This is a genomic window from Luteolibacter sp. Populi, from assembly GCF_040801775.1.
In the GTDB taxonomy this organism is placed as follows: domain Bacteria; phylum Verrucomicrobiota; class Verrucomicrobiia; order Verrucomicrobiales; family Akkermansiaceae; genus Haloferula.
Genome location: NZ_CP161812.1, coordinates 649,667 through 670,538 on the forward strand (window position 1 = coordinate 649,667; position 20,872 = coordinate 670,538).

Annotated in this window: 17 protein-coding genes; 10 read left to right on the forward strand and 7 right to left on the reverse strand. The window is 63.3% G+C overall.

Annotated elements, in window-relative coordinates; all coding sequences use genetic code 11:
- The first annotated feature begins 412 nt into the window (after positions 1-412).
- From ABWK72_RS02580 to ABWK72_RS02590, 3 genes are all read left to right on the forward strand, one after another.
- Positions 413-2,629, forward strand: a complete 2,217-nt coding sequence (locus ABWK72_RS02580) for a peptidoglycan D,D-transpeptidase FtsI family protein (RefSeq protein ID WP_367873216.1) — start codon at positions 413-415, stop codon at positions 2,627-2,629.
- A gap of 35 nt (positions 2,630-2,664) precedes the next feature.
- Entirely contained in the window at positions 2,665-4,254 is a 1,590-nt protein-coding gene (locus ABWK72_RS02585; RefSeq protein ID WP_367873217.1) for a ribonuclease E/G, read from the forward strand.
- A gap of 164 nt (positions 4,255-4,418) precedes the next feature.
- Complete coding sequence (locus ABWK72_RS02590) at positions 4,419-5,249, forward strand: hypothetical protein (RefSeq protein ID WP_367873218.1); 831 nt, start codon at positions 4,419-4,421, stop codon at positions 5,247-5,249.
- Here the strand turns inward: ABWK72_RS02590 and ABWK72_RS02595 are convergent.
- On the reverse strand, positions 5,246-6,538 hold the full coding sequence (locus tag ABWK72_RS02595) for a dihydroorotase family protein (RefSeq protein WP_367873219.1): 1,293 nt from the start codon (positions 6,536-6,538) through the stop codon (positions 5,246-5,248). The two genes, ABWK72_RS02590 and ABWK72_RS02595, sit on opposite strands and share 4 nt — an antisense overlap.
- A 90-nt stretch (positions 6,539-6,628) precedes the next feature.
- Between ABWK72_RS02595 and ABWK72_RS02600 the strand changes: the two genes are divergently transcribed.
- A complete protein-coding gene (locus tag ABWK72_RS02600; protein ID WP_367873220.1) occupies positions 6,629-7,060 on the forward strand; it encodes a VOC family protein in 432 nt (143 codons plus the stop codon).
- A 215-nt stretch (positions 7,061-7,275) separates the two neighbouring features.
- Here ABWK72_RS02600 and ABWK72_RS02605 read toward each other — a convergent pair whose 3' ends face one another.
- The 3 genes from ABWK72_RS02605 to ABWK72_RS02615 form a co-directional block, all read right to left on the reverse strand.
- On the reverse strand, positions 7,276-8,283 hold the full coding sequence (locus ABWK72_RS02605) for an endonuclease/exonuclease/phosphatase family protein (protein ID WP_367873221.1): 1,008 nt from the start codon (positions 8,281-8,283) through the stop codon (positions 7,276-7,278).
- A gap of 60 nt (positions 8,284-8,343) precedes the next feature.
- Positions 8,344-8,604, reverse strand: a complete 261-nt coding sequence (locus ABWK72_RS02610) for a twin-arginine translocase TatA/TatE family subunit (RefSeq protein WP_367875312.1) — start codon at positions 8,602-8,604, stop codon at positions 8,344-8,346.
- Positions 8,605-8,744: 140 nt separating this feature from the next.
- Positions 8,745-8,921 carry a twin-arginine translocase TatA/TatE family subunit gene (locus tag ABWK72_RS02615; RefSeq protein ID WP_367873222.1) on the reverse strand — a complete coding sequence of 59 codons (177 nt, stop codon included), beginning with the start codon at positions 8,919-8,921 and terminating at the stop codon, positions 8,745-8,747.
- 140 nt (positions 8,922-9,061) lie between these two features.
- Here ABWK72_RS02615 and hrpB point away from each other — a divergent pair, with 140 nt between their 5' ends.
- A complete protein-coding gene (gene hrpB / locus ABWK72_RS02620; protein ID WP_367873223.1) occupies positions 9,062-11,653 on the forward strand; it encodes an ATP-dependent helicase HrpB in 2,592 nt (863 codons plus the stop codon).
- 12 nt (positions 11,654-11,665) lie between these two features.
- Positions 11,666-12,211, forward strand: a complete 546-nt coding sequence (locus ABWK72_RS02625) for a zinc metallopeptidase (RefSeq protein WP_367873224.1) — start codon at positions 11,666-11,668, stop codon at positions 12,209-12,211.
- Positions 12,212-12,221: 10 nt separating this feature from the next.
- Here the strand turns inward: ABWK72_RS02625 and lnt are convergent, their stop codons facing one another.
- Both lnt and ABWK72_RS02635 read right to left on the reverse strand, forming a co-directional pair.
- Positions 12,222-13,898: an apolipoprotein N-acyltransferase gene (lnt, locus tag ABWK72_RS02630; protein ID WP_367873225.1), complete on the reverse strand. Its 1,677-nt coding sequence runs from the start codon at positions 13,896-13,898 to the stop codon at positions 12,222-12,224.
- Positions 13,899-13,963: 65 nt separating this feature from the next.
- On the reverse strand, positions 13,964-15,895 hold the full coding sequence (locus ABWK72_RS02635) for a phospho-sugar mutase (RefSeq protein WP_367873226.1): 1,932 nt from the start codon (positions 15,893-15,895) through the stop codon (positions 13,964-13,966).
- 46 nt (positions 15,896-15,941) lie between these two features.
- Here ABWK72_RS02635 and ABWK72_RS02640 point away from each other — a divergent pair, with 46 nt between their 5' ends.
- The gene (locus ABWK72_RS02640) at positions 15,942-16,835 is read left to right on the forward strand and encodes a class I SAM-dependent rRNA methyltransferase (RefSeq protein WP_367873227.1); all 894 of its coding nucleotides are present in this window, start codon (positions 15,942-15,944) and stop codon (positions 16,833-16,835) included.
- Between the two features lie 74 nt (positions 16,836-16,909).
- On the opposite strand, the gene ABWK72_RS02645 is transcribed toward ABWK72_RS02640, so the two are convergent.
- The gene (locus tag ABWK72_RS02645) at positions 16,910-17,599 is read right to left on the reverse strand and encodes an EF-hand domain-containing protein (RefSeq protein ID WP_367873228.1); all 690 of its coding nucleotides are present in this window, start codon (positions 17,597-17,599) and stop codon (positions 16,910-16,912) included.
- A 346-nt stretch (positions 17,600-17,945) separates the two neighbouring features.
- Between ABWK72_RS02645 and mqo the strand changes: the two genes are divergently transcribed.
- The 3 genes from mqo to ABWK72_RS02660 all read left to right on the forward strand — a co-directional run bounded on the left by mqo (position 17,946) and on the right by ABWK72_RS02660 (position 20,871).
- Positions 17,946-19,445, forward strand: coding sequence for a malate dehydrogenase (quinone) (mqo, locus tag ABWK72_RS02650; protein WP_367873229.1), 1,500 nt, complete (start codon positions 17,946-17,948; stop codon positions 19,443-19,445).
- Between the two features lie 97 nt (positions 19,446-19,542).
- Positions 19,543-20,184, forward strand: coding sequence for an RNA polymerase sigma factor (locus ABWK72_RS02655; RefSeq protein ID WP_367873230.1), 642 nt, complete (start codon positions 19,543-19,545; stop codon positions 20,182-20,184).
- Positions 20,185-20,256: 72 nt separating this feature from the next.
- A complete protein-coding gene (locus ABWK72_RS02660; RefSeq protein ID WP_367873231.1) occupies positions 20,257-20,871 on the forward strand; it encodes a hypothetical protein in 615 nt (204 codons plus the stop codon).
- Position 20,872 lies beyond the last annotated feature (1 nt).

Here is a 20,872-nt window from a genome sequence, read left to right on the forward strand (position 1 = left end):
TCCTGTGGGATGCACAGGGCGCGCTCGGCCCCGCAGGCGGCGATCCGGCGGTGTATACGCAGCCCGCGGAGACCTTGCGCTTCGGCTATTCGATTATCCTGTATGGCGTGATCGGTTATCTGATGCAGGGCATCCAGCCCTTGTTCCGCCAAGGAAAGTGGCAGTTTTCGACCTTCCTGGTGGGGGTCTCGATCTTCGTCTACCTGATTTCCGAGTATCTCATCATCAACTTCGTGCGGGGGGATTTCCACTTCCCGCTACCCACCCTGTTCCAGATCGTCTTCAGCTCGACGTTCACGATGCTGTTCTCGCCGCTGGTGTTCTGGCTGCAATTCCACATCGCGGAACGCTGCGGCTACGAGATCCGCTTCGAGGGCCTGAAGAAGAAGAAAAAGCCGCGCCGCAGCCTCATATGAATCTCGAACCGCGCTATCGTCTCCGGGTTTACCTGCTGACCGCCCTCGTGCTGGGCGGCTTCGGCGTGCTTTTGAGCCGCCTTTACGAATTCCAGATCGTCGAGCGCGAGGGCTTCGTGAAGAAGGCCCCCGGTCCCCGCACGATCACCGTGCGCGAACCTGGCATCCGCGGCACGATCAAGGACCGCAACGGCATCGAGCTGGCCCGCAACCGCCGCGACTACGAGATCTCCTTCAACCTTCAGGAAATCCAGGATGCCTTCCGCCGCCAGCGTGCCGACGAGAAGACGATCGACACTCCCTTCTGGGACGACGGGATGCAGCGCCTGCGCAAGGAGTCCGATATCCTCGATATCGTGAAAAAGCAGGTGATCGGGCCGCTCGAAGAACTGGGCCTGGCCAAGGACTTCAAGTCGAAGGCCCTCGTCAGCCACTACAAGACCCATGGCGGACTGGTGCCCTTCAGTTACACGACGGATATCACCTACGAGCAATTCGCCCGCTACGCAGAGCATTCGCTCGACCTGCCCGGGGTGTATCTGAATGTCAAACCGCAGCGGGAGTATCCCTACAAGGCGCTGGCTTGCCATACCCTCGGCTTCCTCCGCCAGTGGGGCAAGGGCGACATCCCGGAGGAGGCTTACAAGCGCTTCGGCTACCAGTACGTGGGCGACGACCGGGGCGTGGCCGGCGTGGAGGCAACGCTGGACGACATGCTCCGCGGGGTGACCGCCGAGAATCCGAACGGGGCCGAAGGCTACAAGGTCATCGTCAAGGACGAGAAGGGCAAGATTGTCGGCGAACGGCCGCTCGATGCCCAGGATCCCGGCACCGGCGCGGAGGTCACCCTGACGATCGATGCCGAGGTGCAATACCTCCTTTCCAACGTCCTGCGCCGTGCCGGCACGGCGTCCGGGGTGGTGATGGACGTGCGCACCGGCGAGATCCTGGCGATGGCCTCGATCCCGGACTACAATCCGAACGATTACGTGCCGAGCATCACGGAGGCGAAGAAGCACGAATACGATAGCAACCCGCTATTCCCCATGATCGATCGCTCGATCAGCGCCTTCTCGCCGGGCTCCACCTTCAAGGTGCCGACCGCGCTGACGGGGGCGATGAACGGCTTGGCCACGCGGGTCTACAACTGCAGCGGCTTTGTGCCCTACGGGAGCACCAAGGTCCGCTGCTGGATCGACCAGAAAGGCGGCAGCCACGGCGGTCTGACCCTGCCGCAGGCGATCCAGAAGTCCTGCAATCCCTACTTCATGAGGATGGCGAATGACCTCGGCCCGAAGAAGATGCTCGACGGTTTCAAGATGCTCGGCTTCGGCGAAAAGACCGGCATCCCGCTGCCCGGCGAGTATCCCGGCATGGTGATCGGCAGCCGCGAGTGGCAGCGCCGGAATCCCAAGGAACGCGCCGTGCCGACCCCGGTGAACGTCGCCTTCATGTCGATCGGCCAAGGCTACTCGCTGGCCACCCCGCTGCAACTCTGCGCGGTGACTTCCTGCGTGGCGAACGGCGGCAAATACTATCATCCGCGGCTGGTGAAAAAGTCCGTGGACCAGAAGGGCAAAGTCCTGATCGCCGACGAGCCGCGCCTGAAGGTGGACCTGATCAAGGAGGGCGTGAAGCCTTCCGACCTCGAACTCATCCGCACCGGCATGCGGATGGCGGTGAACCAACCGGGCGGCACCGCGGGCCGCGTGAAGATTCCCGGCTACGAGATCGCGGCGAAGACCGGCACCGCCCAGGCCGAGATCGTGAATGGTTATCCGCGCCACAACTCGTGGACGATGGCCTTCGGCCCCTACGAGAACCCGCGCTACGCCATCTGTATTTTCGTCCACGAAGGCAAGTCCGGCGGCGCGGTTTGCGGCCCGCTGGTCCACCTCGTCATGCGCGGCCTGCTGTCGCGGGACGAGGGCATGAAGCTTCCCCTTCACCCGCTCGAGCCCGTGCCCGGCAAGCTCGAAGCGATCAAGGAAATCGCCCTTCCGGAAGACGTCCTTGCCGCCATCGACGTCACCCAGGACGACGGCGAGACCGGCGACGAAGCGGCCGATGCCGCGACGGCGGCCGGTATCGTGCCGGGCAATCCCGACAACAATCAACCTGCAGTTACTCCTAGTCCAACCATCACTCCCGAAGCGGATGCAGGCGGCACCGTGGCACCGCGCCAAGGCAAGAAGACGCCCCGCAAACGCTGAACCCCTTTTTCAATCTCCTGCTTTATTACAAATCCATGATCCAGAAAATCAAACGCTTCCTTGGAATCGGGCGACCGAATCCCAAGGAAGGCAATACCGTGATCGTCAACGTCGAGCGTCTCGAACGCCGCGTAGCCCTCCTCGATAACGGCGTTCTCGAAGAATACACCGTCGAACGCGAGGGCGAACAGAACATTGTGGGCGGCATCTTCAAGGGCCGCGTCAAAAACATCGAGCAGGGCCTCAAGGCGATGTTCGTCGATATCGGCCTCGATAAAAACGCCTTCCTGCACTTCTGGGATGCCATCCCCGCCGCTTTGGATGCCGGTCTCGAAGAGATCGAGCGGGCGAGCAGCCACAAGAAGAAGCAGCAGCAGAAGATCACTTCCAAGGACATCCCGAGCATCTATCCGATCGGCTCGGAAATCATGATCCAGGTTTCCAAGGGCCCGATCGGGACCAAGGGGCCGCGGGTGACGACCAATATCTCCTTGGCCGGACGCTATCTGGTCTTGATGCCCTTCACCGAGCAATTCGGTATCTCGCGCAAGATCGAGGACCCGAAGGAGCGCCTGCGCCTGCGTAAGATCATGCAGAAGCTGAGCGTGCCGGAGGGCATGGGCATCATCATGCGCACCGTCGCCCACGGCACCCGCGCCCGCCATTTCGTGCGCGATCTGGCGATGCTGATGGAGCAATGGCACTCGGTGGAAGACAAGCGCGACTCCGGCCCGGCACCGCTCTGCGTGTTCCAGGAACCCGGGCTGATCGAGCGCACCGCGCGGGATTTCCTGACCGATGAAGTGGATCAGGTGCTTTGCGACGACGCTCAGACGACCGAGCTGATCCGCGAGATCGCCGGCAAGGTCTCGCGCCGTGCCAAGCGCCGCATCCATCACATGGCGACCTCCCAGCCGATCTTCGAATCGGTCAATATCCAGAAGCAGATCGACGAAGCTTTCTCGCGCCAGGTATGGTTGCCCTGCGGTGGCTACATCGTGATCGACGAGACCGAAGCGCTGATCTCGATCGACGTGAACACCGGGCGCAACCGCGGCTCGAAGGACGTCGACAAGATGATCTTCGAGACCAACGTCGAAGCGGCCCAGGAGGTCGCCCGCCAGCTCCGCCTGCGGAACATCGGCGGCCTGGTGGTGGTGGACTTCATCGACATGCGCCATCGCAAGGACCAGCAGACGGTCTACAAGGCGATGAAGGACCGGCTGAAGAAGGACAAGGCCAAGACCCAGGTCCTGCAGATCTCGTCCATCGGCCTGATGGAGATGACCCGCCAGCGGCTCAACGAATCGCTGCGCGACACCATGTTCGAGCCCTGCCCTTACTGCCAGGGCCGTGGCCGGGTGAAGACGCCGATGACGATGAGCGTCGAGATCCAGCGCCGGATCGTGACCGTCATCAACAAGCACCGCGAACAGGCGGGCGACCTGGTGATCGTGGTCAATCCCGACGTCCTGACCCGCTTCAAGACCGAAGATGGCAAGCACCTCGTGGAGCTTGAGCGCCAGCACTCCGGCCGCCTGATCTTCCGCTCCGATCCCTCGCTGCACCGGGAGCGCTTCCTGATCGTGGACTCGGGCACCGAGAAGACGATCGATCAGGGTTGAGACCGGAATCGCAACAACCATCCCAATGAATGCCGCCCCTCGGGGCGGCATTTTTCGTTTTGAAACCCTTCATGCGATTTTCACAGAAGGATGAAACTTCGATCTATCAGGATGCGGAGAGGATAAGTATCTTCTCCGCGTCACCGCGCAATTCTCCTCCATCCATGAAATTCCCCCTTCTGCTACTCCTGCCGGTTCTTTCCGCCTCCGCCCTCGAAACCCGCTGGGCCGCCACGGGCACCGTTACCAGCGTGACCGGCGCAGGTCTCACGGCCACCGTGGGAGCACCGGTGAGCGTGGAATTCTCTTATGACTCCGGGGCCACTCTCTACCGGCCGTCCAATTTCTCCTTTTCCACCAAGAGCTACTACTGGGGACCGATTCAGCTCTCGATGGAGGCGGTGATCGGCGAAAGCAATTGGAAGGCCACCTTACCCGTCAGCTCCTTGCCCGAAGCCATTCCACAGTCTCCTTTGGAGGCGGTCTATGCAGTGGCCCAGAATGATTCTCGCACAGATACCCTCAGGGTGACCACAAGCATCGAAAATGGTGCAAGCTTCGGTAGCTTTCCCTACACGGGAGCTGCCAGTGATCGCAGCATCGTGGTGGAGTTGCTAGACTCCCCCAATCCCAGCCTCTTCTTGATTCCCGGCCAATTTCCGGACGATTCGGTGGTTCCGTCTTCGATTAGCTCCGGGACCGGCGAAATCAAGGCTGGCACCGGCTCGATCAAGTTCAGCATTGATCCCGCTTCCGTGACCGTGGAAACGGGTGATCCGTTCAAGGTTGCCATCGAGAAAACGGCCACCGGCATCAAGCTCCGTTGGCCCACTGTCGAAGGGCAGCTCTACCTGCTGAACGACTCCGATGACTGCACCGGTTGGCAGTTCATCGAAGCCTTTACGGGTACCGGCGCAGAACAGGTCCACGAGATAACGGACGCCTTGACCGCGCATCCCGGGCGGCGTTTCTACCAAGTAGTGGTCGACGACTAAGCCCCGCGCTCCAGCAGGATTTCCCCGTTACGCACGACCAGGTCCACGCTACCCTTCATCGTCTGGTCGAGGAAGGGCGTGTTGCGGCTTTTCGACCTCATGAACTCCGCCGTGAAGGTGGTGCTGCCTTCGGGATCGAAGAGGATGAACTCCGCCGGCTTGCCTTCCGACACCGGCACCGGTTCGAGGCCCATCAAACGCCGCGGCTCTGCGGAGTAGCGCTTCACGATGACATCCCATCCGATCTGGCCACGCGCGACAAAGCGGTCGAACATCGAGACCAGCGCGGTATCCATCCCGGTGATGCCGTTCGGGGCGCTGGTGAAATCCTGGGCCTTCTCGAAAGGCGTATGCGGCGCGTGATCGGTGGCCAGCAGGTCGAAGACGCCGGCCTTGAACGCTTCTAACAGCGCGGCATTGTCCTCCGCCGTACGCAGCGGCGGGTTCATCTTGTAGTGGGTGTCGTAGTCGCCGATGTCCTCGTCGCGGAACATCAGGTGATGAGGGGCGACCTCGCAGGTCACCTTCACGTCGCCACGTTCCTTCCACCAGCGGATCGTCTCCATGCCGAGCTTGCTCGACACGTGCTGGATGTGGATGTGCGCGCCGGTCGCGTGGGCCAGCCGGATGTCGCGGTCGATCATGATCTCCTCCGCGCAAGCCGGGCTGCCCTTGATGCCGAGGCGATAGGACATCGCGCCTTCGTTCAAGGCCCGCGGTCCGGCGAGGTCGTGAACCTCGCAATGGCTGGCGAAGAACATCCCGAACTCACTGGCATATTGCATCGCCCGGTAGAGCACCGCGGAGTCCCCCACCCCATCGCCATCGTCGGTCAGCATCTTCACGCCTAGCGCTCGCATGCCGTCAATGGCGGAAAGTTCCTTGCCAGCCCGCTCCTTCGTAATGCAGCCCGAAGTGTAGACCGGGATCCGCGCCACCGCCTTCGCCTTGTCGAGGACCATCCTGACGACCGCCGCCGAGTCGATCGCCGGAGAGGTGTTCGGCATCATTACCACGCCGGTGATTCCGCCGTTGATGGCCGCCTCGGTGCCACTGGCGATGTCTTCCTTCGCTTCGAAGCCCGGCTCGCGGAAATGGACGTGGGCGTCGAACATCGCGGGCATCAGCAGACGGCCCTTGCCCTCGATGACCTTCGCGCCTTCCGGCAGCGGCAGGCCCGGCGCCACCGCCGTGATGATCCCCTTCTCCACCCGGACGTCCGCCTCGTGGAAAGCGGGCGAATCTTCGGACACCACACGGACCTGGCGGATCAAAAGCACGTCGGACATGTGCGGTTCATGCCATCCCGCCCCCGGCCCGTCCAGTGCCGCGAAACGGGATCGACGGCATCGCTTGCGATCCTCAATTCTTGGGTCGCCATGGAACCCCGCCTGACCCTCATCACCCTCGGCGTCGCCGATCTCGACCGCGCCGTCGCTTTTTACCGCGATGGCCTTGGCTGGCCGACCCGCTACAAGGCGGGCGAGGGCGTGGCCTTCTTCGCTACCGCCGGTACCCGCCTGGCCCTGTATGGTCTCGAAGCGCTCTGCGAGGACATCTCGCCGGAGACGCGCCCGGCGAAGGGTTTCAGCGGCATCACCATCGCCCACAACGTCCGGACCAAGGAGGAAGTCGCCGCCGTGCTGGGCGAGGTCGAGCGGGCTGGCGGCAAGATCATCAAGCCTGCCCAAGACGTTTTCTGGGGCGGCCACAGCGGCTATTTCACCGATCCCGACGGCTACTACTGGGAGGTCGCGTGGAATCCCCTGATGCCCCTGGACGAAGCCGGGGTCATGAGCATGCCGAAGTAGCGCAGCTCTCCAGAGCCGCGCATGTGGGCGTGAGGAGAAACCCTTTCGGCTTGTCCGAGAGAAAAAGCTCTGAAGAAGCGAAGCCTCGGGCGTTCCCAAACACAAATATCCGCGGCTCCATAGAGCCATGCTACTTCGTTCAGGGGAGAAGCTGTTGAAGAAGCAGCGCTTCCGGTGTCCGCGGACGCTAACGTCCGCGGCTCTGGAGAGCCGCGCTACTTGAGCAGGACCAGCAAAGGCCGGTGATCGCTGGCCTTGGTGACTTCCTGGGTGTCGAGAATCTTCGAGTTCTTGCGGTCCACGGAGTCCTTCAAGGCGGGAGAAAGCATCACATAGTCGATCCGCGAGTACAGGTCCTGGAAGTCCCAGTGGTGGGTCCAGTACTCGCCCCGCGAATCCTTCAGCGGCAGGGTCGTCAGAGCGTTCGCATCCCGCCCCGAACCTTGGATGGCGCGGATCGAGGGACTATTCCGCGTGTCGTTGAAATCGCCGTAGACGACCAAGCGGGCCTGGGGATCCTCCGTGAGAATCTCATCGAGTTCGCGGCGCAGCAGATGGGCCTCGTTGCGGCGCATTTCTTCCTCGTTGCCTTCCTGGATCTCCCTCTTCGACTTCAGGTGCACGCCGAGGAAACGGAAGGTTCCGCGAGGAGTCTCGATGCTCGCATCCAGGATCCCGCGCTGCATCTTGAATTCCTCGCCCTGCAAGCGGTAGGAAAGATCGTCGCGGGGGACCGTCTTGCCGATGGGATACTTCGAGAGGATCACCAGGCTGCGGGTGGGATCGATACCGCGATTCAGGTGAGCGTGCGGCATCGGCCAACCGGCGTCGGCCAAGTGCTTTTGCAAGTCCTTCACATCGTCCTCGTTGCCGATCTCTGCCACTCCCAGGATGTCCGGCTTCGCCGCCAGCAGTGCTTGGGTAACGGCCGCGCGCTCCTTCTCCGGCTTCGGGGCCGCGGCACGGTCTCCGCCTTCCGTCCGCTCCATCGTGAGCCAATTACGGACATTGTAGGTCACGAAACGGACCGCGGAGGAGTCCGTGGCAATCTCTCCGGCGGGGGCTACAGGCGCTGCGACCGGCGCTGGCGCTTCCTCGGCCAGCGCAGCGGGAGCAGGTGCCGGCTTGGGCGCTTCGTCCGCGGTCTTGACGACTTTTTGCCCGGCCCAGTCGCCTCCTTGGTCCTTGTCGCGGCAGGCGGCAAGTCCAAGCGAAAGCGCCAAACAAAACGCCCCGAGCAATCCCGGGGCGCTTGGAAATGAAAATTGCCGTGGCATCATGCCTCAGACCTTCTCGACCGGCTCGCTGCCTGCGGCCTGCTTGATGCGGATCTCGTCCTCCTTGGCCTTCGCTTCGTCGCGGGTCGGGGTCTTCACCTCGTCCTCGGACTTCGTGATCTCGCGCTCGAAGTCTTCGCGGGCCTTCTTGAATTCGCCCATGCTCTTGCCGACGCCACGCGCCAGTTCGGGCAGTTTCTTGGCTCCGAAAAGGAGCAGAACGATAAGGAAGATGATGATCATCTCCTGGCCCCCGAGGGAACCGATACCAAGCAGCATGTTCATGGTCTTGAAGAATAGGCCTCCCAGGCGGCCCTTGCAATGCGAATCACGGAGTGCCCAGACCGGGTCTTGCCGTCATTGGATGGAGCGCCCGCGATCGCGCGGCTCGTCCAAAAAATCAATCCTCACCCCTTGATGTCGGTCTCGAAATCCTTCCGGGCTTTCTTGAACTCGCCCATGCTCTTACCGACGCCGCGCGCCAGTTCGGGCAGCTTTTTGGCTCCGAAGAGAAGCAGGACGATGACGAAGATGATCAGCATCTCCTGGCCGCCGAAGCTGCCGAATCCGAGCAAAGTGTTCATGATGGTGAGCTTAGACCGCGCAGCGGGTCTTGCAATCAGCAATAAACGGGCCGCGCGGCGGCTCTCTTTCGCGGTGGCCCTATTCCCGGGGATCGCGCGAAAGAATTCCCTTTTCCGGAATCCCCCGGTATCGCCGGGGCGTGCGTTTGCCCGTCCATGAAATCGAGGAAGAATTGAAAGCTGCCATGGCCAGCGGCGCGCGGGATCGCGTGCTGCTCAAGGCTCCCACCGGCTCCGGGAAATCCACGGCGGTGCCCGGCATGCTGATGGATGCGGGAATCGGCGGCAGGATCCTGGTGATCGAACCGCGGCGGATGGCAGCGCGCCTGCTGGCCGGCTGGGTCGCGAAACTGCGGGGTGCCAGCCTCGGCGGCGAAGTCGGCTACGCGGTGCGTTTCGATACCAAATACGGTCGGGACACCCGGCTGATCTACATGACGGACGGGGTTTTCCAGCGCTGGCTGCAGGAAGATCCATCCCTGGCGGGTGTCGGTGCCGTGGTTTTCGATGAGTTCCACGAGCGCCGCCTGGCGGTGGATGTGGCGCTCGGCCGCTGTCTCGACCTTCAGGAAGCCTCCCGGCCCGATCTGCGGGTACTGGTGATGTCCGCTACCTTGGAAACCCGCGGGCTGGCGGCCTATTTGGCCCCGGCGAAGATGCTGGAAGCGGGCGGTCGGACCTACCCCATCGAGATCGCCTACCGCCCGGATCGGCCGAAGACCAACGACCGCCGCGGCGGGCCACCGCAGGAGACCCCGGTGTGGGATCGCATCGCCACGGTCTGCAAGGAAGTGCTGGGCATGCCAGAGCTTGGCGACCTTCTATGCTTCCTGCCCGGGATGCACGAAATCCGCAAGACGGTGGAAGTGCTGGAGAACTCGTCGGCGTTCCGGAATCACGATATCTTCCCGCTCCACGGCGGCCTGCCCCCTGCCGCGCAGGAGGCTGCGGTTTCGCCGGGAAAACGTCCGAAAATCATTGTATCTACGAATGTTGCAGAAACCTCGCTGACGATCGAGGGCGTGCGTACCGTGATCGATGCCGGTCTGGCACGGGAAGCGAGCTTCGACCCGCGGCGCGGCATCGATACCCTGCTGATCCGGAAGATTTCCCGGGCCTCCGCCGAGCAGCGGGCAGGCCGCGCGGGGCGCACCGGGCCAGGCCGAGCCTTCCGGCTCTGGAGCGAAAGCGAACACACGCGGCGCGAGGCCTTCGATGCGCCGGAGGTGCGGCGCGTGGACCTCGCCGAGACCGTGCTGCTGCTCAAGGCGGCAGGCGTCCGCGAGATCCGGAATTTCCGCTGGCTGGATGCTCCGCTCGAGGAAAGCGTGGTCCGCGCCGAGTCCCTCCTGCACGATCTCGGGGCGCTGGATGCCCATGGGGAGCTGACGGACGAGGGCCGCGCGATGGCTTCCCTGCCGCTAGAGCCGCGCTATTCGCGGCTGATGCTTGCGGGCGTCGAGCAAGGTTGCGTGGCGGAGATGGCCTTCATCGCTGCGGCGGTGCAGGGCGATGGGATCTTCGCCTCGAAGCGCGGCGGGATCGGGCGGAAGGATTTCGTTTTCCCCGGCGATGGCAGCGACTTCGAGGCCGAATGGCGCGCCTTCGATTCGGCGGCAGGAATGGAATTTGACGGCAGGCGCTGTGCTCCCCTGGGCATCCATGGACGCGGCGCGAAGGAGGTGGCGCAGGGCTTCGACCGCTTGCACCGCCTGGCGCTGCAGCGCGGCTGGCCATGGGAAGGCGTGGACTTCGCCAAGCGCCGCGAAGCCGTCGGGCGGGCAATGCTGGCGTCCTTCAGCGACCGGCTGGCGGTGCGCTTCAATGAGGGAACCCTGGCCTGCCGGGTGGTGGGCAAGCGCCGTGGCAAGCTCGACGAGGAGAGCGCCGCCAGGCAGGCCGCCGCCTTCGTGGCCGCGGAGATCACCGAAGTGGAAGGCCGCGAGGTGATCGTGCAATTGCGGCGCGCCACGGCCATCGACCCGGAGTGGCTCAAGGAGCTTTTCCCTGAAGATTTCACCATCGCCGATGGCGCGAGCTACGATGAACCCCGTAGAAGGGTCGTGGCCCGCAAGGAGACCCGCTTCCGCGACCTCGTGCTGGAAACCAAGGAAAGCGATCACGGCGTGAACGAGGATGCCGCCGCGGAAATTCTCGCGGCGAAGGTTCTATCCGGCGAACTCATCTTGAAGAACTGGGACGCCGCGGTGGACCAATGGTGCGCGCGGCTTTCCTGTCTCGGCCAATGGATGCCGGATCTCGAACTGCCCGGCTGGTCCGAGGAAGACCGCGCCGCGGCGGTGGCCCAGATTTGCCACGGGGCGCTCGGCTACAAGGACATCAAGGAGCGCCAGGTCTGGCCGGTGCTGAAGGAATGGCTCAGCTCGGTGCAGCGGGCCGCGCTCGATTCCTACGCACCCGAACGGGTCACCCTGGCGAACGGCCAGCATCCCAAGGTGACCTACGAGATCGGCAAGGATCCGTGGATCGCGCTGCGGGTGCGCGATCTCTTCGGCGTCTGGCAGACGCCCACCGTCGCGAACGGCCGGGCACCGCTGCTGGTTCACATCCTCGCGCCGAGCCAGCGGCCCTGGCAGATGACCAAGGACCTCGGCAGCTTTTGGTCCGGCGGCTACGCGCAGATGAGAAAGGAGCTCGCCGGACGCTATCCGAAGCAGCCATGGCCGGATGATCCGAAGGCATGGCTTGCCGGAGGCGGCGGGAAACGCTGAGTTGGCAGGGCCGTGTGGAAGCTCCTGCTATTATTGTCGATCATCCCCCTCGCCGGTGCGTGGGCGGCGCGGCATTGGTTCTGGACCCGGGTGCGGATCGAAGGCCTGCGCCGCGACTGCGAGACCAGCGTCAAGGACCTGCGCGTGCGCATGGGCTTGCCCGCCGGCCGCCGCGGCAGCGAGACCCACGCCGCCGCACTCGGCAATGCGGTGCGCGAGTGCGGGCTCGCCCTGTTAGAGCGGGAGGGCGACGCGATCGCCAAGTCGCGGACCAAGGGAGCCTATCTGACGCGGGCATTGCCAGCGCTGGTGGCTGTGGTGGCGGTCTTCGCCATTTTCTCGAAGCGGGTGCCGGGCGGTTGGGCGGTCGCCGGGGCCGTGGGAGTCGTCGCGATCTGGACCTTGCTCCGGCTCACCGGGATGGCCGTTGAATGGCGTGCCGTGGCCCGCGGCACCGAATTGCTCAAGGCCAGCCGGGCGCTCAAGCGCGTGGATGACGAGCAGGAGGTGATCCGCTGCGCGAAGGCCAGCGTGTGGAGCACGGTGTGGCCGTTTTGATTTTCAGATTCTACAGGTCCGTGTCTTCCGGAGATTCGGGCTGCGATGCCGGATCCTCGGGCTCCGTTTTGCCAGCAGCGGCCCTGCGTCCCATAACCGCGAAGCTTAGCAAGGCGACGCCGATGAGGCCCCAATCCCCGATCATCGCGTAGAGCGTGCGCGTGGGATGCTTGGGGATATCGACGTCCACGAACATCGAGCCGCGGGTGAAGTGGCTGCCATTCGCATCGCGCAGTTCCTGCGGCTTGCCCGTGCGCGGGTGCAGGGTGACGCCGGTGGTGGTGATGGCGGCGCTGACGCCGGTATTCGCACAGCGGATCAAGGGCCGCCGCAGTTCAATGGCGCGGAAACGGGCATTGGCGAATTGCTGGGCCGCGCCCTCGCTCTCCTTGAACCAGCCGTCATTGGTGATGTTCACGATGATCTGCGGTTCGTCGCGGGTGAACTTCCGCAGCAAGCGCGGCACCGTGTCCTCGAAGCAGACCGAAGGGATGATGCCGACTTGCTGCCCCTTCACCTCGGCCTTCATCGGCTCCAGGCTCTCGCCCATCGCGAAGCCTCTACCGAAGCGGGTGCCAGTCTGTTGTTCGTAGATTTCCGCGAGGAAAGGCAGCTTGTCGACGAAGGGAATGTATTCGCCGAAGATCACCAGGTGATGCTTGCGAAAGGTCTCCAAGCCCCCGTCGGCCGGCAGGATGGTCATGGTATTCCATGCCTTGCCGTTTTCCTTCATCCAGTATTCCTCGCCCTTCTTCTCACCCTCGAGCTCGTTCAGCCCCATGATGAGCGTAAAATCCCCGCCCTCGCGGACGCGTTCGATCGAGGTGAGGTTATTGAAGGGCATCATCGCGGTGCCGTCGTCCAGGCGGAGGATCCGGCCCGTGAGAGCGGTCTCCGGCCAGAGAACCCAATCGGGCTTCGGCGCGACGGGCCCTTCCAAGGCGGCGAGGGTCTCGTCCTCGTAGCCCATGTGGATCTCGGTATCTTCCCACGCCACCTCGCCTGCGGTCTGCGGGATATTGAGCTGCACCAGCAGGGCCTTGAGCTTGATCGATTCACCCTGATGCGCGGTTTTGATCCGCCAGAAGCCATAGCCATAGCAGGCCGCCATGAACAAGGTGGCGCAGCCGAGCGCGACCCGCCGCCGCATCTCCGCGGAGTGGTACTGCGAGGCGCGTCGCACGCAGATCTGGATCAGCACCGCCTGCACGAAGATCGGCAGGATCGACAAGCCGGTCGCACCGAATAGGTCGGCGGCTTGTGCGAAGACCGGTGTCTCATGGAAAGCCACGCCGAGCGGGTTCCAGCCGAAGCCGGTCAGGAGCCAGCTCCGCAGCCACTCCAGCCCCGCCCAGGTCGCGGCGCAGGCGAAGGCATGCAGCGGCGCGTGGAACAGCCCCTCTTCTCCCCCACCCTTCCGCCATGGGTTTCCCCAGGTAGCAGCGAAGACCGACCAACAGGCGGGGAACAGAGCCAGATAGAGCGAGATCGCGACCCAACCGGCATCGCTCACCGTCCGCAGCCAGACCAGGTTCGCGAGGAAGAAGCACAGCCCTGTTAGATAGCCGAGGGCGAAGGCCTTCCGCTTCCGCCGTTTTTCGTCGAGGGTCCAGAGTGCCACCAGCAGCGGCACGAGGACGACCCAGACCAGTTTGCTGACCGAGTGCGGCGGGAACAGCAGGGCCATCCCCAGGCCACTGGAAATGGCCCCCAGAAGACGGAGAAGGCGTACGAGGAATGAGGGCATATTAATCAAGCGAGGCGGGCCTTGGCGTCGCTTTCGATCCACGACCAGAGGCTATCGAGCGAGCCCCCGACCTTCGAGCGCGAGCCGGCGAGATCACCGGAGGGCGCGGCCTTGCCGTAGAGGTAGAATTTGATCTTCGGCTCGGTGCCGGAGGGCCGCACCGCGAAGGCGCGGCCGTCCTCCAGATCGACGAAGAGCATCTTCTCCTTCGGCAGCGGATCGCCTTCGGCATCGAAGAGATCCTGGGTCGCGAAGTCGCGGACCTTCGAGACCTTCGAGCCATCGACTTCGGAGGGCGGATTCAGCGAGTAGGTGCCGGCGAGAGATTGGATCTTCGCTGCGCCATCGGCACCTTCCATGGTCAGGGATTTGCCGCGCTCCTCGTGGTAGCCGAATTGGACGAAGATGTCGTCGAGCAAAGTGGCCAGCGATTTGCCGACCGATTTCGCGTAGGCGGCCACTTCGGCGAACATCACGGCGGCACCGTTGCCGTCCTTGTCCCGCACGAAATCGCAGCCGAGGTAGCCGTAGCTCTCCTCCCCTCCGAAGAGGAAGAAGCGCGAGTATTCGAGGCGCAGCGCGCGGGTGGTCGCTTCATCGAGCGAGCGGTAGTCCGTGCCCTTCTTGTCGGCCGGGATCGCCGCCTCATATTTACTCAGCTTCTCGGCGATGTATTTGAAGCCGGTCAGGGTATCGACCACGCCGATGCCGTAGTGATCGGCAATCGCCCGTTGCAGTTCGGTGGTCACGTAGGTCTTCACAAAGAGAGCGCGCGCCCGCGTGGTGTCGTTCAGCCAGCCGACCTCGAAGGCGGTCTTGGCGCGATACCAAGCCATCAACGAGCCGATCTGGTTGCCGGTCAGGACGCGCATGCTGCCGTTCTCTTCACGCACCGCCACGCCCATGCGGTCGTTATCAGGATCGGTGCCGATCACCAGCTCCGCGCCTTCCCTGACCGCGAGATCGATGGCCATTTTCAGGGCTGGCGGATTCTCGGGGTTCGGAGATTCCACCGTGGGGAAACGGCCGTCCTGGATGTCCTGCTCCGGGACCGTGATCACCTCGAAACCCAGCTCGCGGAGCATCGGCGCGATGATCACGCCACCCACGCCGTGGAGATTCGTGTAGACCACCTTGGTGCCGCCGCCCTTCAGCAATTCGGGACGCATGAGCAGCGACTTGAGACGGTCCATGTAAGGCCGGTCGATGTCCGCGCCGATGATGGTGACGGCACCCTGCCGGTCCTTCGGCAGCGGCTCGTAGATTTCGTTATGCAGCGAGTTCACCTCGGCGATGATCGCGGAAGCGTGCGGCTCCACGATCTGCGCGCCGTCGTTGAAGTAAGCCTTGAAGCCATTGTCGTGGGCGGGGTTGTGGCTGGCGGTCAGGACCACGCCGGCATCCGCCCGCAGTTCGCGGATCGCGAAGGACAGCTCGGGAGTCGAGCGCCCGGACTCGAAGAGGTAGGCATCGCAGCCCAGTTCCGCGGCGGTTTTCGCGCAATATTCCGCGAAATCCCGGGAAAAGTGCCGCGTGTCGTGGGCGAAGACCAGCCTGGCCTTGCGCGCCGTGCCGGCGTGCGCCTTCGCGTAGGCGATCAGGCCGCGGACCGCGCGGGAGAGATTGAAGAAATTCATCGTCGCGGTGCCCGCACAGGGATGCTCGGGACGATCGTTGGGACCACCCTTCCCCTGCTCCGCCCGGGTCACGATGCGCCCGATCGTCCGCCCGCGGAGTCCGCCGGTGCCGAAGGCGAGGGTTTTGAAGAAGCGGTCGTTCAGCTCCTGCCATTCGCCGGCCTCCGCCAATTCGCGGACCGCTTCGCAGGCGACCGGCGTGGCCGAGCCGGCGAGCAGCAGGTCGATATTGATGCGGGAGCTTTGCAGCAGGAGGCCGTGGGCCAGGGCTTCGTCAAGTCGGGAGGCGAGGTCGCTCATTTCGCGCTGGATGCTAGCGGCCCGATGCCCCATGGCAATGCCTCCCATGCGCCATCTGCTCGAAGCCGCCCTCGCCCAGCGCGTCCCGCTGCGAGTCCCCGGTACCAACGCGCTACGGTTGATCGACGGTGCGGGCGACGGCCTCCCTGGCATTGAGCTGGAGGACTTTGCAGGGCGCTGGCTGCTCTCGACCCGTGATCGCGAAATTCCGCGGGAGATGTCCGAATGGCTCCGCAACCAAGCCCGGACGGTCTATTGGAAGCGGCTGGACCAGCAGCAGAAAGATTCCCCGGCGCACCTCTCCGGTCCGTTCCAGGAGCAGCCCTTCACGATCCACGAGGGCGGGCTGGCCTTCGGGATCTCGTTCCAAGCGGGCTATTCCCAAGGCATCTTCCTGGACCAGCGGGACAATCGCGCGGAACTCCGTGCCCGCCTGAAGCCGGGCATGACCCTGCTCAATACCTTCGCTTACACCGGGGCCTTCTCGGTCTATGCCGCCGCTGCGGGTGCGACGGCGACGACGCTGGATCTGGCGCAGCCCTACCTCGATTGGGCGAAGCGGAATTTTTCCCTGAACGGCTTCGACCCCGAGGTCCACTTTTTCTGCAAGGGCGACACCTTCCACTGGCTCACCCGCTTCGCGAAGCAGGGCCGGAAGTTCGACGGGATCGTGCTCGATCCGCCGACCTTCTCGCGGGACAAGGAGGGCAAGGTCTTCCGGGTGGAGAAGGATTACGGAACTCTGGCCGGGCTGGCCTTCGCTTGTCTCGCCCCGGGCGGATTCGTGCTGGCTTCGACAAATTGCCGGACCCTGGATCCGCGGGCTTTTGAAGCGCAGCTGCGGGGTGCGTCCCGGCAACCGCTGAAGGTCCGGTATGCGCCGATGCCCGGGGACTTCACGGGCGAGGCTTATCTGAAGAGTCTGTGGCTCGACCGTTAGGGACGACCTCCCAACCAAAGGAAAAAGCGGCAGGGTTGCCCCTGCCGCTTCGGAATCAAAGAATCACGGATCGCTTAGGGCGCCGGTGGGGTCTTCGGGGCACCCGGATTGTATTCATCGCGGGTGAGGAAGGTGTCGTCGTTCTTGTCCAGCTTGTCGAACTTGACATCGACCTTGGCCTGCACGGTTCCGCGTGGGAAGGTGCTGGCGAACTCAAGGTTGGTGAGCTGGTTGTTTTCGTTCGCATCCGCGAGAACGAACTTCAGGAACTTCTCACCCTTCGCAGGCTTGGCCTTGCCCGTCTTGAGCAGGGTCCACTCTGCCCGGGAAAGCTCGTCGTTCGCGTCGTCGTCGGCGATCAGGAAGGTCTTGACGATGTTGATGAACGGGCTCTTGCCGGGAGTCGCGGTATTGAGTTCGGCGAGGTCGATTCCGCCGTTGAGGTTCAAGTCAGCCACCCGGAAGGACAGCTCTTGCTTGGTCGGCGCTTCGATGTCGCCGATGTAGACGAGGTATTCTTCGAGCGTGAGGCTCTCGCTCTTGACGAAGTTGGCCTTCTTGAACTGCTTGTTCACGAACTTCGGCTTGGAACCTTCCGGGAGCGTGGTCGTGAACTCTTCCTTGTTCAGGCTACCGTCGGCAGGAGCGATGTCGGCAGCGGCGAACTCGAGTTCACCAGCGGTGGGGGCACCGGCCAGAGCCGTACCAGGAAGGGCAACCGCGCAAGCCAACAGGGAAAGGCGGGTGAGGATAGTTGATGTCATGGTCATGGTATTTTGCAGCAACAGGTGTGCGGCGCGGGTGCTACCCGATGGCGGGGCCGATGGCAAGTTGTACCTACGTCCTAACATTAAATTCACAGGGTCTTCACATTTGCGACCCGTAAAATTACTGTCGCCGTACCGCCCCGCCCCGCCCCGGTACAGGCGCGCCGCGCCGTGAATTCGCCTGCAAGACCGAAGATTTTGGATTCTGCGACCGCGGCCCCGATTCAAAGTTGGATTTTCGATAAATGATTGAGGAACAGGGCCCGGAAATGCGCTGCTGACAGAAGAATACCGCCTCCAAGGGTTGGCAGGCGGGTGTCGAACGGCTAAACCGCTCCCGTCCATGCCGCACTCGACCCACATTCATAATCCCGACGTCATCATTATCGGCAGCGGCGTGATGTCCGCGAATCTCGGCGCGATGCTCAAGCGCCTGGAACCCACGCTTTCGATCCAAGTTTATGAAGTCACGGAGGAATTGGCGCAGGAGAGCTCGCATGGCTGGAACAATGCCGGCACCGGCCACGCGGGGATCTGCGAACTGAGCTACACCCCGCACCGCGAACCGGACGGCACGGTCAAGGTGGCCAAGGCGATCGAGATTTTCGAGCACTTCGACCACTCCAAGCAATTCTGGGCCCACGCCGTGGCCAGCGGGATGGCGGACAAGCCGAAGGAATTCATCACCCCCCTGCCCCACATCAGCTTTGTCCACGGCAAGGAGATGGTGGAATACCTGCGCGCCCGCTACGAAGGCATGGCCGCGCACCATTTCTTCCGCGGGATGGAATTTTCCACGGACCGGGAGAAGATCGCTTCCTGGGCACCCCTGCTCCTCGAAAAGCGCGGCGAGGTGCCGATCGCCGCGACCAAGATGGACGGCGGCACCGACGTGAACTTCGGCAATATCTCCCGCAAGTTACTCGGCTGGCTGGAGAAGCAACCGGGCTGCGGGATCGCCTCGAACCACCGGGTCACGGATCTGACCAAGACCGCGACCGGCTGGGAGGTGAAGACCAGGAACCTGGTCACCGGCGAATCCCACGAGAACAACGCGAAGTTCGTCTTCGTCGGCGCAGGCGGCGGCAGTCTGGCGCTGCTGCAGAAGTCCGGCATTCCGGAGGCCAAGGGACTCGGCGGCTTCCCGATCGGCGGGCAATGGCTCGTCTGCGAGAACCCCGAGATCGTCGCCAGGCATCAGGCCAAGGTCTACGGCCAGCCGCTCGAATCCGCACCGACCATGGCGGTGCCGCATCTGGATACCCGCATTCTTGATGGCAAGAAGACCCTGCTCTTCGGGCCCTTCGCCGCCTGGACCACCAAGTTCCTGCACAAGAAGGGCAGCTATCTGGACCTGCCGCTCTCGGTGAAGCCGGACAACCTGGCGACCTTGCTCAAAATCGGTGTCAGCAATCTGCCGCTGGTCAAGTACCTCATCCAACAGGGCACGCAGAGCATGCAGGACCGCATGGATGTGCTGCACGTTTTCTATCCCGGGGCCAAGGCGGAGGACTGGAAGCTCATCGAAGCCGGGATCCGCGTGCAGGCGATCAAGAAAACCGACGGCGAAGCGGGGATCGTGCACTACGGCACCGAGGTCATCACCAATGAGGATCGGAGCATCTCCGCCCTGCTCGGCGCCTCCCCCGGGGCTTCGGTATCGGTCAATATCGTGCTGGAAGTGGTGAAGAAGTGCTTCGGCCACCTCTTGGAAACACCGGAGGGCAGGGCCCGGATGAAGGAAATGATCCCGACTTGGGACGAGGATATCAAGAAGCCGGAGAACGCGGCGCGCTTCGCCGAGGTGGACCGGCGTTCAAACGAACTACTGCAACTGATTTGAATAGCCGCGGGGCCGGCAGCGTCCATTGAGGGAGCGGAATCTCCGAATCCGGGCCTTCCGCAACTTCTAGCTCGTCCCGTGGTTCGCCACGGAGAGAATGGAAGCCGCACTGACCTTCCCGAACTTCCGCATGCCATCGCCACGCCCGATCCCAGCGAATGACAGCGTGGATGGAGACGAGGTGGATGTGGCGCTGATGCATCGGATCGCGGAGGGTGACGAGCACGCCTTCCGGCAGCTCGTGGAACGCCATCAGAATGCCGTGGTGGGCACGGTGGCGCGGATGCTGAACGACCCGACCGAGGCTGAGGACATCGCCCAGCTGGCCTTTCTGCGGATCTGGAAGCACGCCAAGCGCTGGCGCCCGGAGGCGAAATTCACGACCTACCTTTTCACGATCACGCGCAATCTAGTCTTCAACGAGTCCCGCCGCCGGACCCGCCGCAAGGAGGTCTCCAGCGAGGAGCGCGAGGAAGACAGCGGCTTCCAGATGGCGTCCGAAACGCGCCATGAGCCGCAGGAGGAAGCCATGAAGGTCGAGATGCACCAGCAGATCGACCGGGCGATCGCGACGCTGCCGGAGGCGCAGCGCACCGCGGTCATCCTGTATAGCTATGAGTCCCTAGCCTACGAGGAGATCGCGGTCGTGCTGAAGACCTCGGTCTCGTCCGTGAAAAGCCTGCTGTTCCGGGCCAGGACGACCTTGCGGGAAAAGCTGGCAACATATCTGGCGGAGTAGGTTTCCTGAAACCTCGTGGACTGGACGGGCGGATCAGATAATGAATCCTTCACCTATCCGGACATGACATTCGTGAAAAATCCCCTCCGCTTCCCGATCTTCCTGGTCACCCTTCTGGCGGGATTCGCCCAAGCCGCCACGACTCTGGTCGGTCTTGAAACCGATTACACCGGCCCGCCGAGCACGTCGATCAACACCTCGGTCTCGCAAAGCCGCAACCTCAGCAACCTGGCCGGCCTCACTCCGGGCCAGACCATCCAGCTCCAATTCATCCCGGACGATCCCATGACATGGGACGGTTCCCTCTTCTATCCGGCGGGCGACCTCCTCCTCACTTGGACAGGGATCATAGAGATTTCAGTAGGCGGCCATTTGCTGACTTATACCGACACGTGGAGCCTGGAAGCCCTGAATGCACCGGAAGGGGGCCCGGGCGGTGTCTTTGGCTACGATGTTCCCGGGCCGGCTCCGGTGCTGCGAACCTTGGACCTGCCTTGGGGCACGGATCTCAGCAACGTCACGATCACGCTGCGGGATTTAAGCACCTTCTCGGGCGGCGACTTCCACGCCTCCTCATTGCAGCTCAGCGGGACCCTCCGGACGGTCTCGGTGCCGGAGCCCTCGGCCATCCTGCTTAGCATCATCTTGCCCGCCGTCATGCTGGGTCGCAGGCGGCGGAACGCGTGAA

Excerpts from the sequence above, each read along its gene's own strand:
- ABWK72_RS02635 (WP_367873226.1), bottom strand. The coding sequence starts at position 15,895 with ATGAGCGACCTCGCCTCCCGACTTGACGAAGCCCTGGCCCACGGCCTC.
- ABWK72_RS02640 (WP_367873227.1), top strand. The coding sequence starts at position 15,942 with ATGCGCCATCTGCTCGAAGCCGCCCTCGCCCAGCGCGTCCCGCTGCGA.
- ABWK72_RS02645 (WP_367873228.1), bottom strand. The coding sequence starts at position 17,599 with ATGACATCAACTATCCTCACCCGCCTTTCCCTGTTGGCTTGCGCGGTT.
- ABWK72_RS02600 (WP_367873220.1), top strand. The coding sequence starts at position 6,629 with ATGGAACCCCGCCTGACCCTCATCACCCTCGGCGTCGCCGATCTCGAC.
- ABWK72_RS02655 (WP_367873230.1), top strand. The coding sequence starts at position 19,543 with ATGGAAGCCGCACTGACCTTCCCGAACTTCCGCATGCCATCGCCACGC.
- lnt (WP_367873225.1), bottom strand. The coding sequence starts at position 13,898 with ATGGCCCTGCTGTTCCCGCCGCACTCGGTCAGCAAACTGGTCTGGGTC.
- ABWK72_RS02615 (WP_367873222.1), bottom strand. The coding sequence starts at position 8,921 with ATGAACACTTTGCTCGGATTCGGCAGCTTCGGCGGCCAGGAGATGCTG.
- ABWK72_RS02585 (WP_367873217.1), top strand. The coding sequence starts at position 2,665 with ATGATCCAGAAAATCAAACGCTTCCTTGGAATCGGGCGACCGAATCCC.
- ABWK72_RS02580 (WP_367873216.1), top strand. The coding sequence starts at position 413 with ATGAATCTCGAACCGCGCTATCGTCTCCGGGTTTACCTGCTGACCGCC.
- ABWK72_RS02595 (WP_367873219.1), bottom strand. The coding sequence starts at position 6,538 with ATGTCCGACGTGCTTTTGATCCGCCAGGTCCGTGTGGTGTCCGAAGAT.
- ABWK72_RS02590 (WP_367873218.1), top strand. The coding sequence starts at position 4,419 with ATGAAATTCCCCCTTCTGCTACTCCTGCCGGTTCTTTCCGCCTCCGCC.
- mqo (WP_367873229.1), top strand. The coding sequence starts at position 17,946 with ATGCCGCACTCGACCCACATTCATAATCCCGACGTCATCATTATCGGC.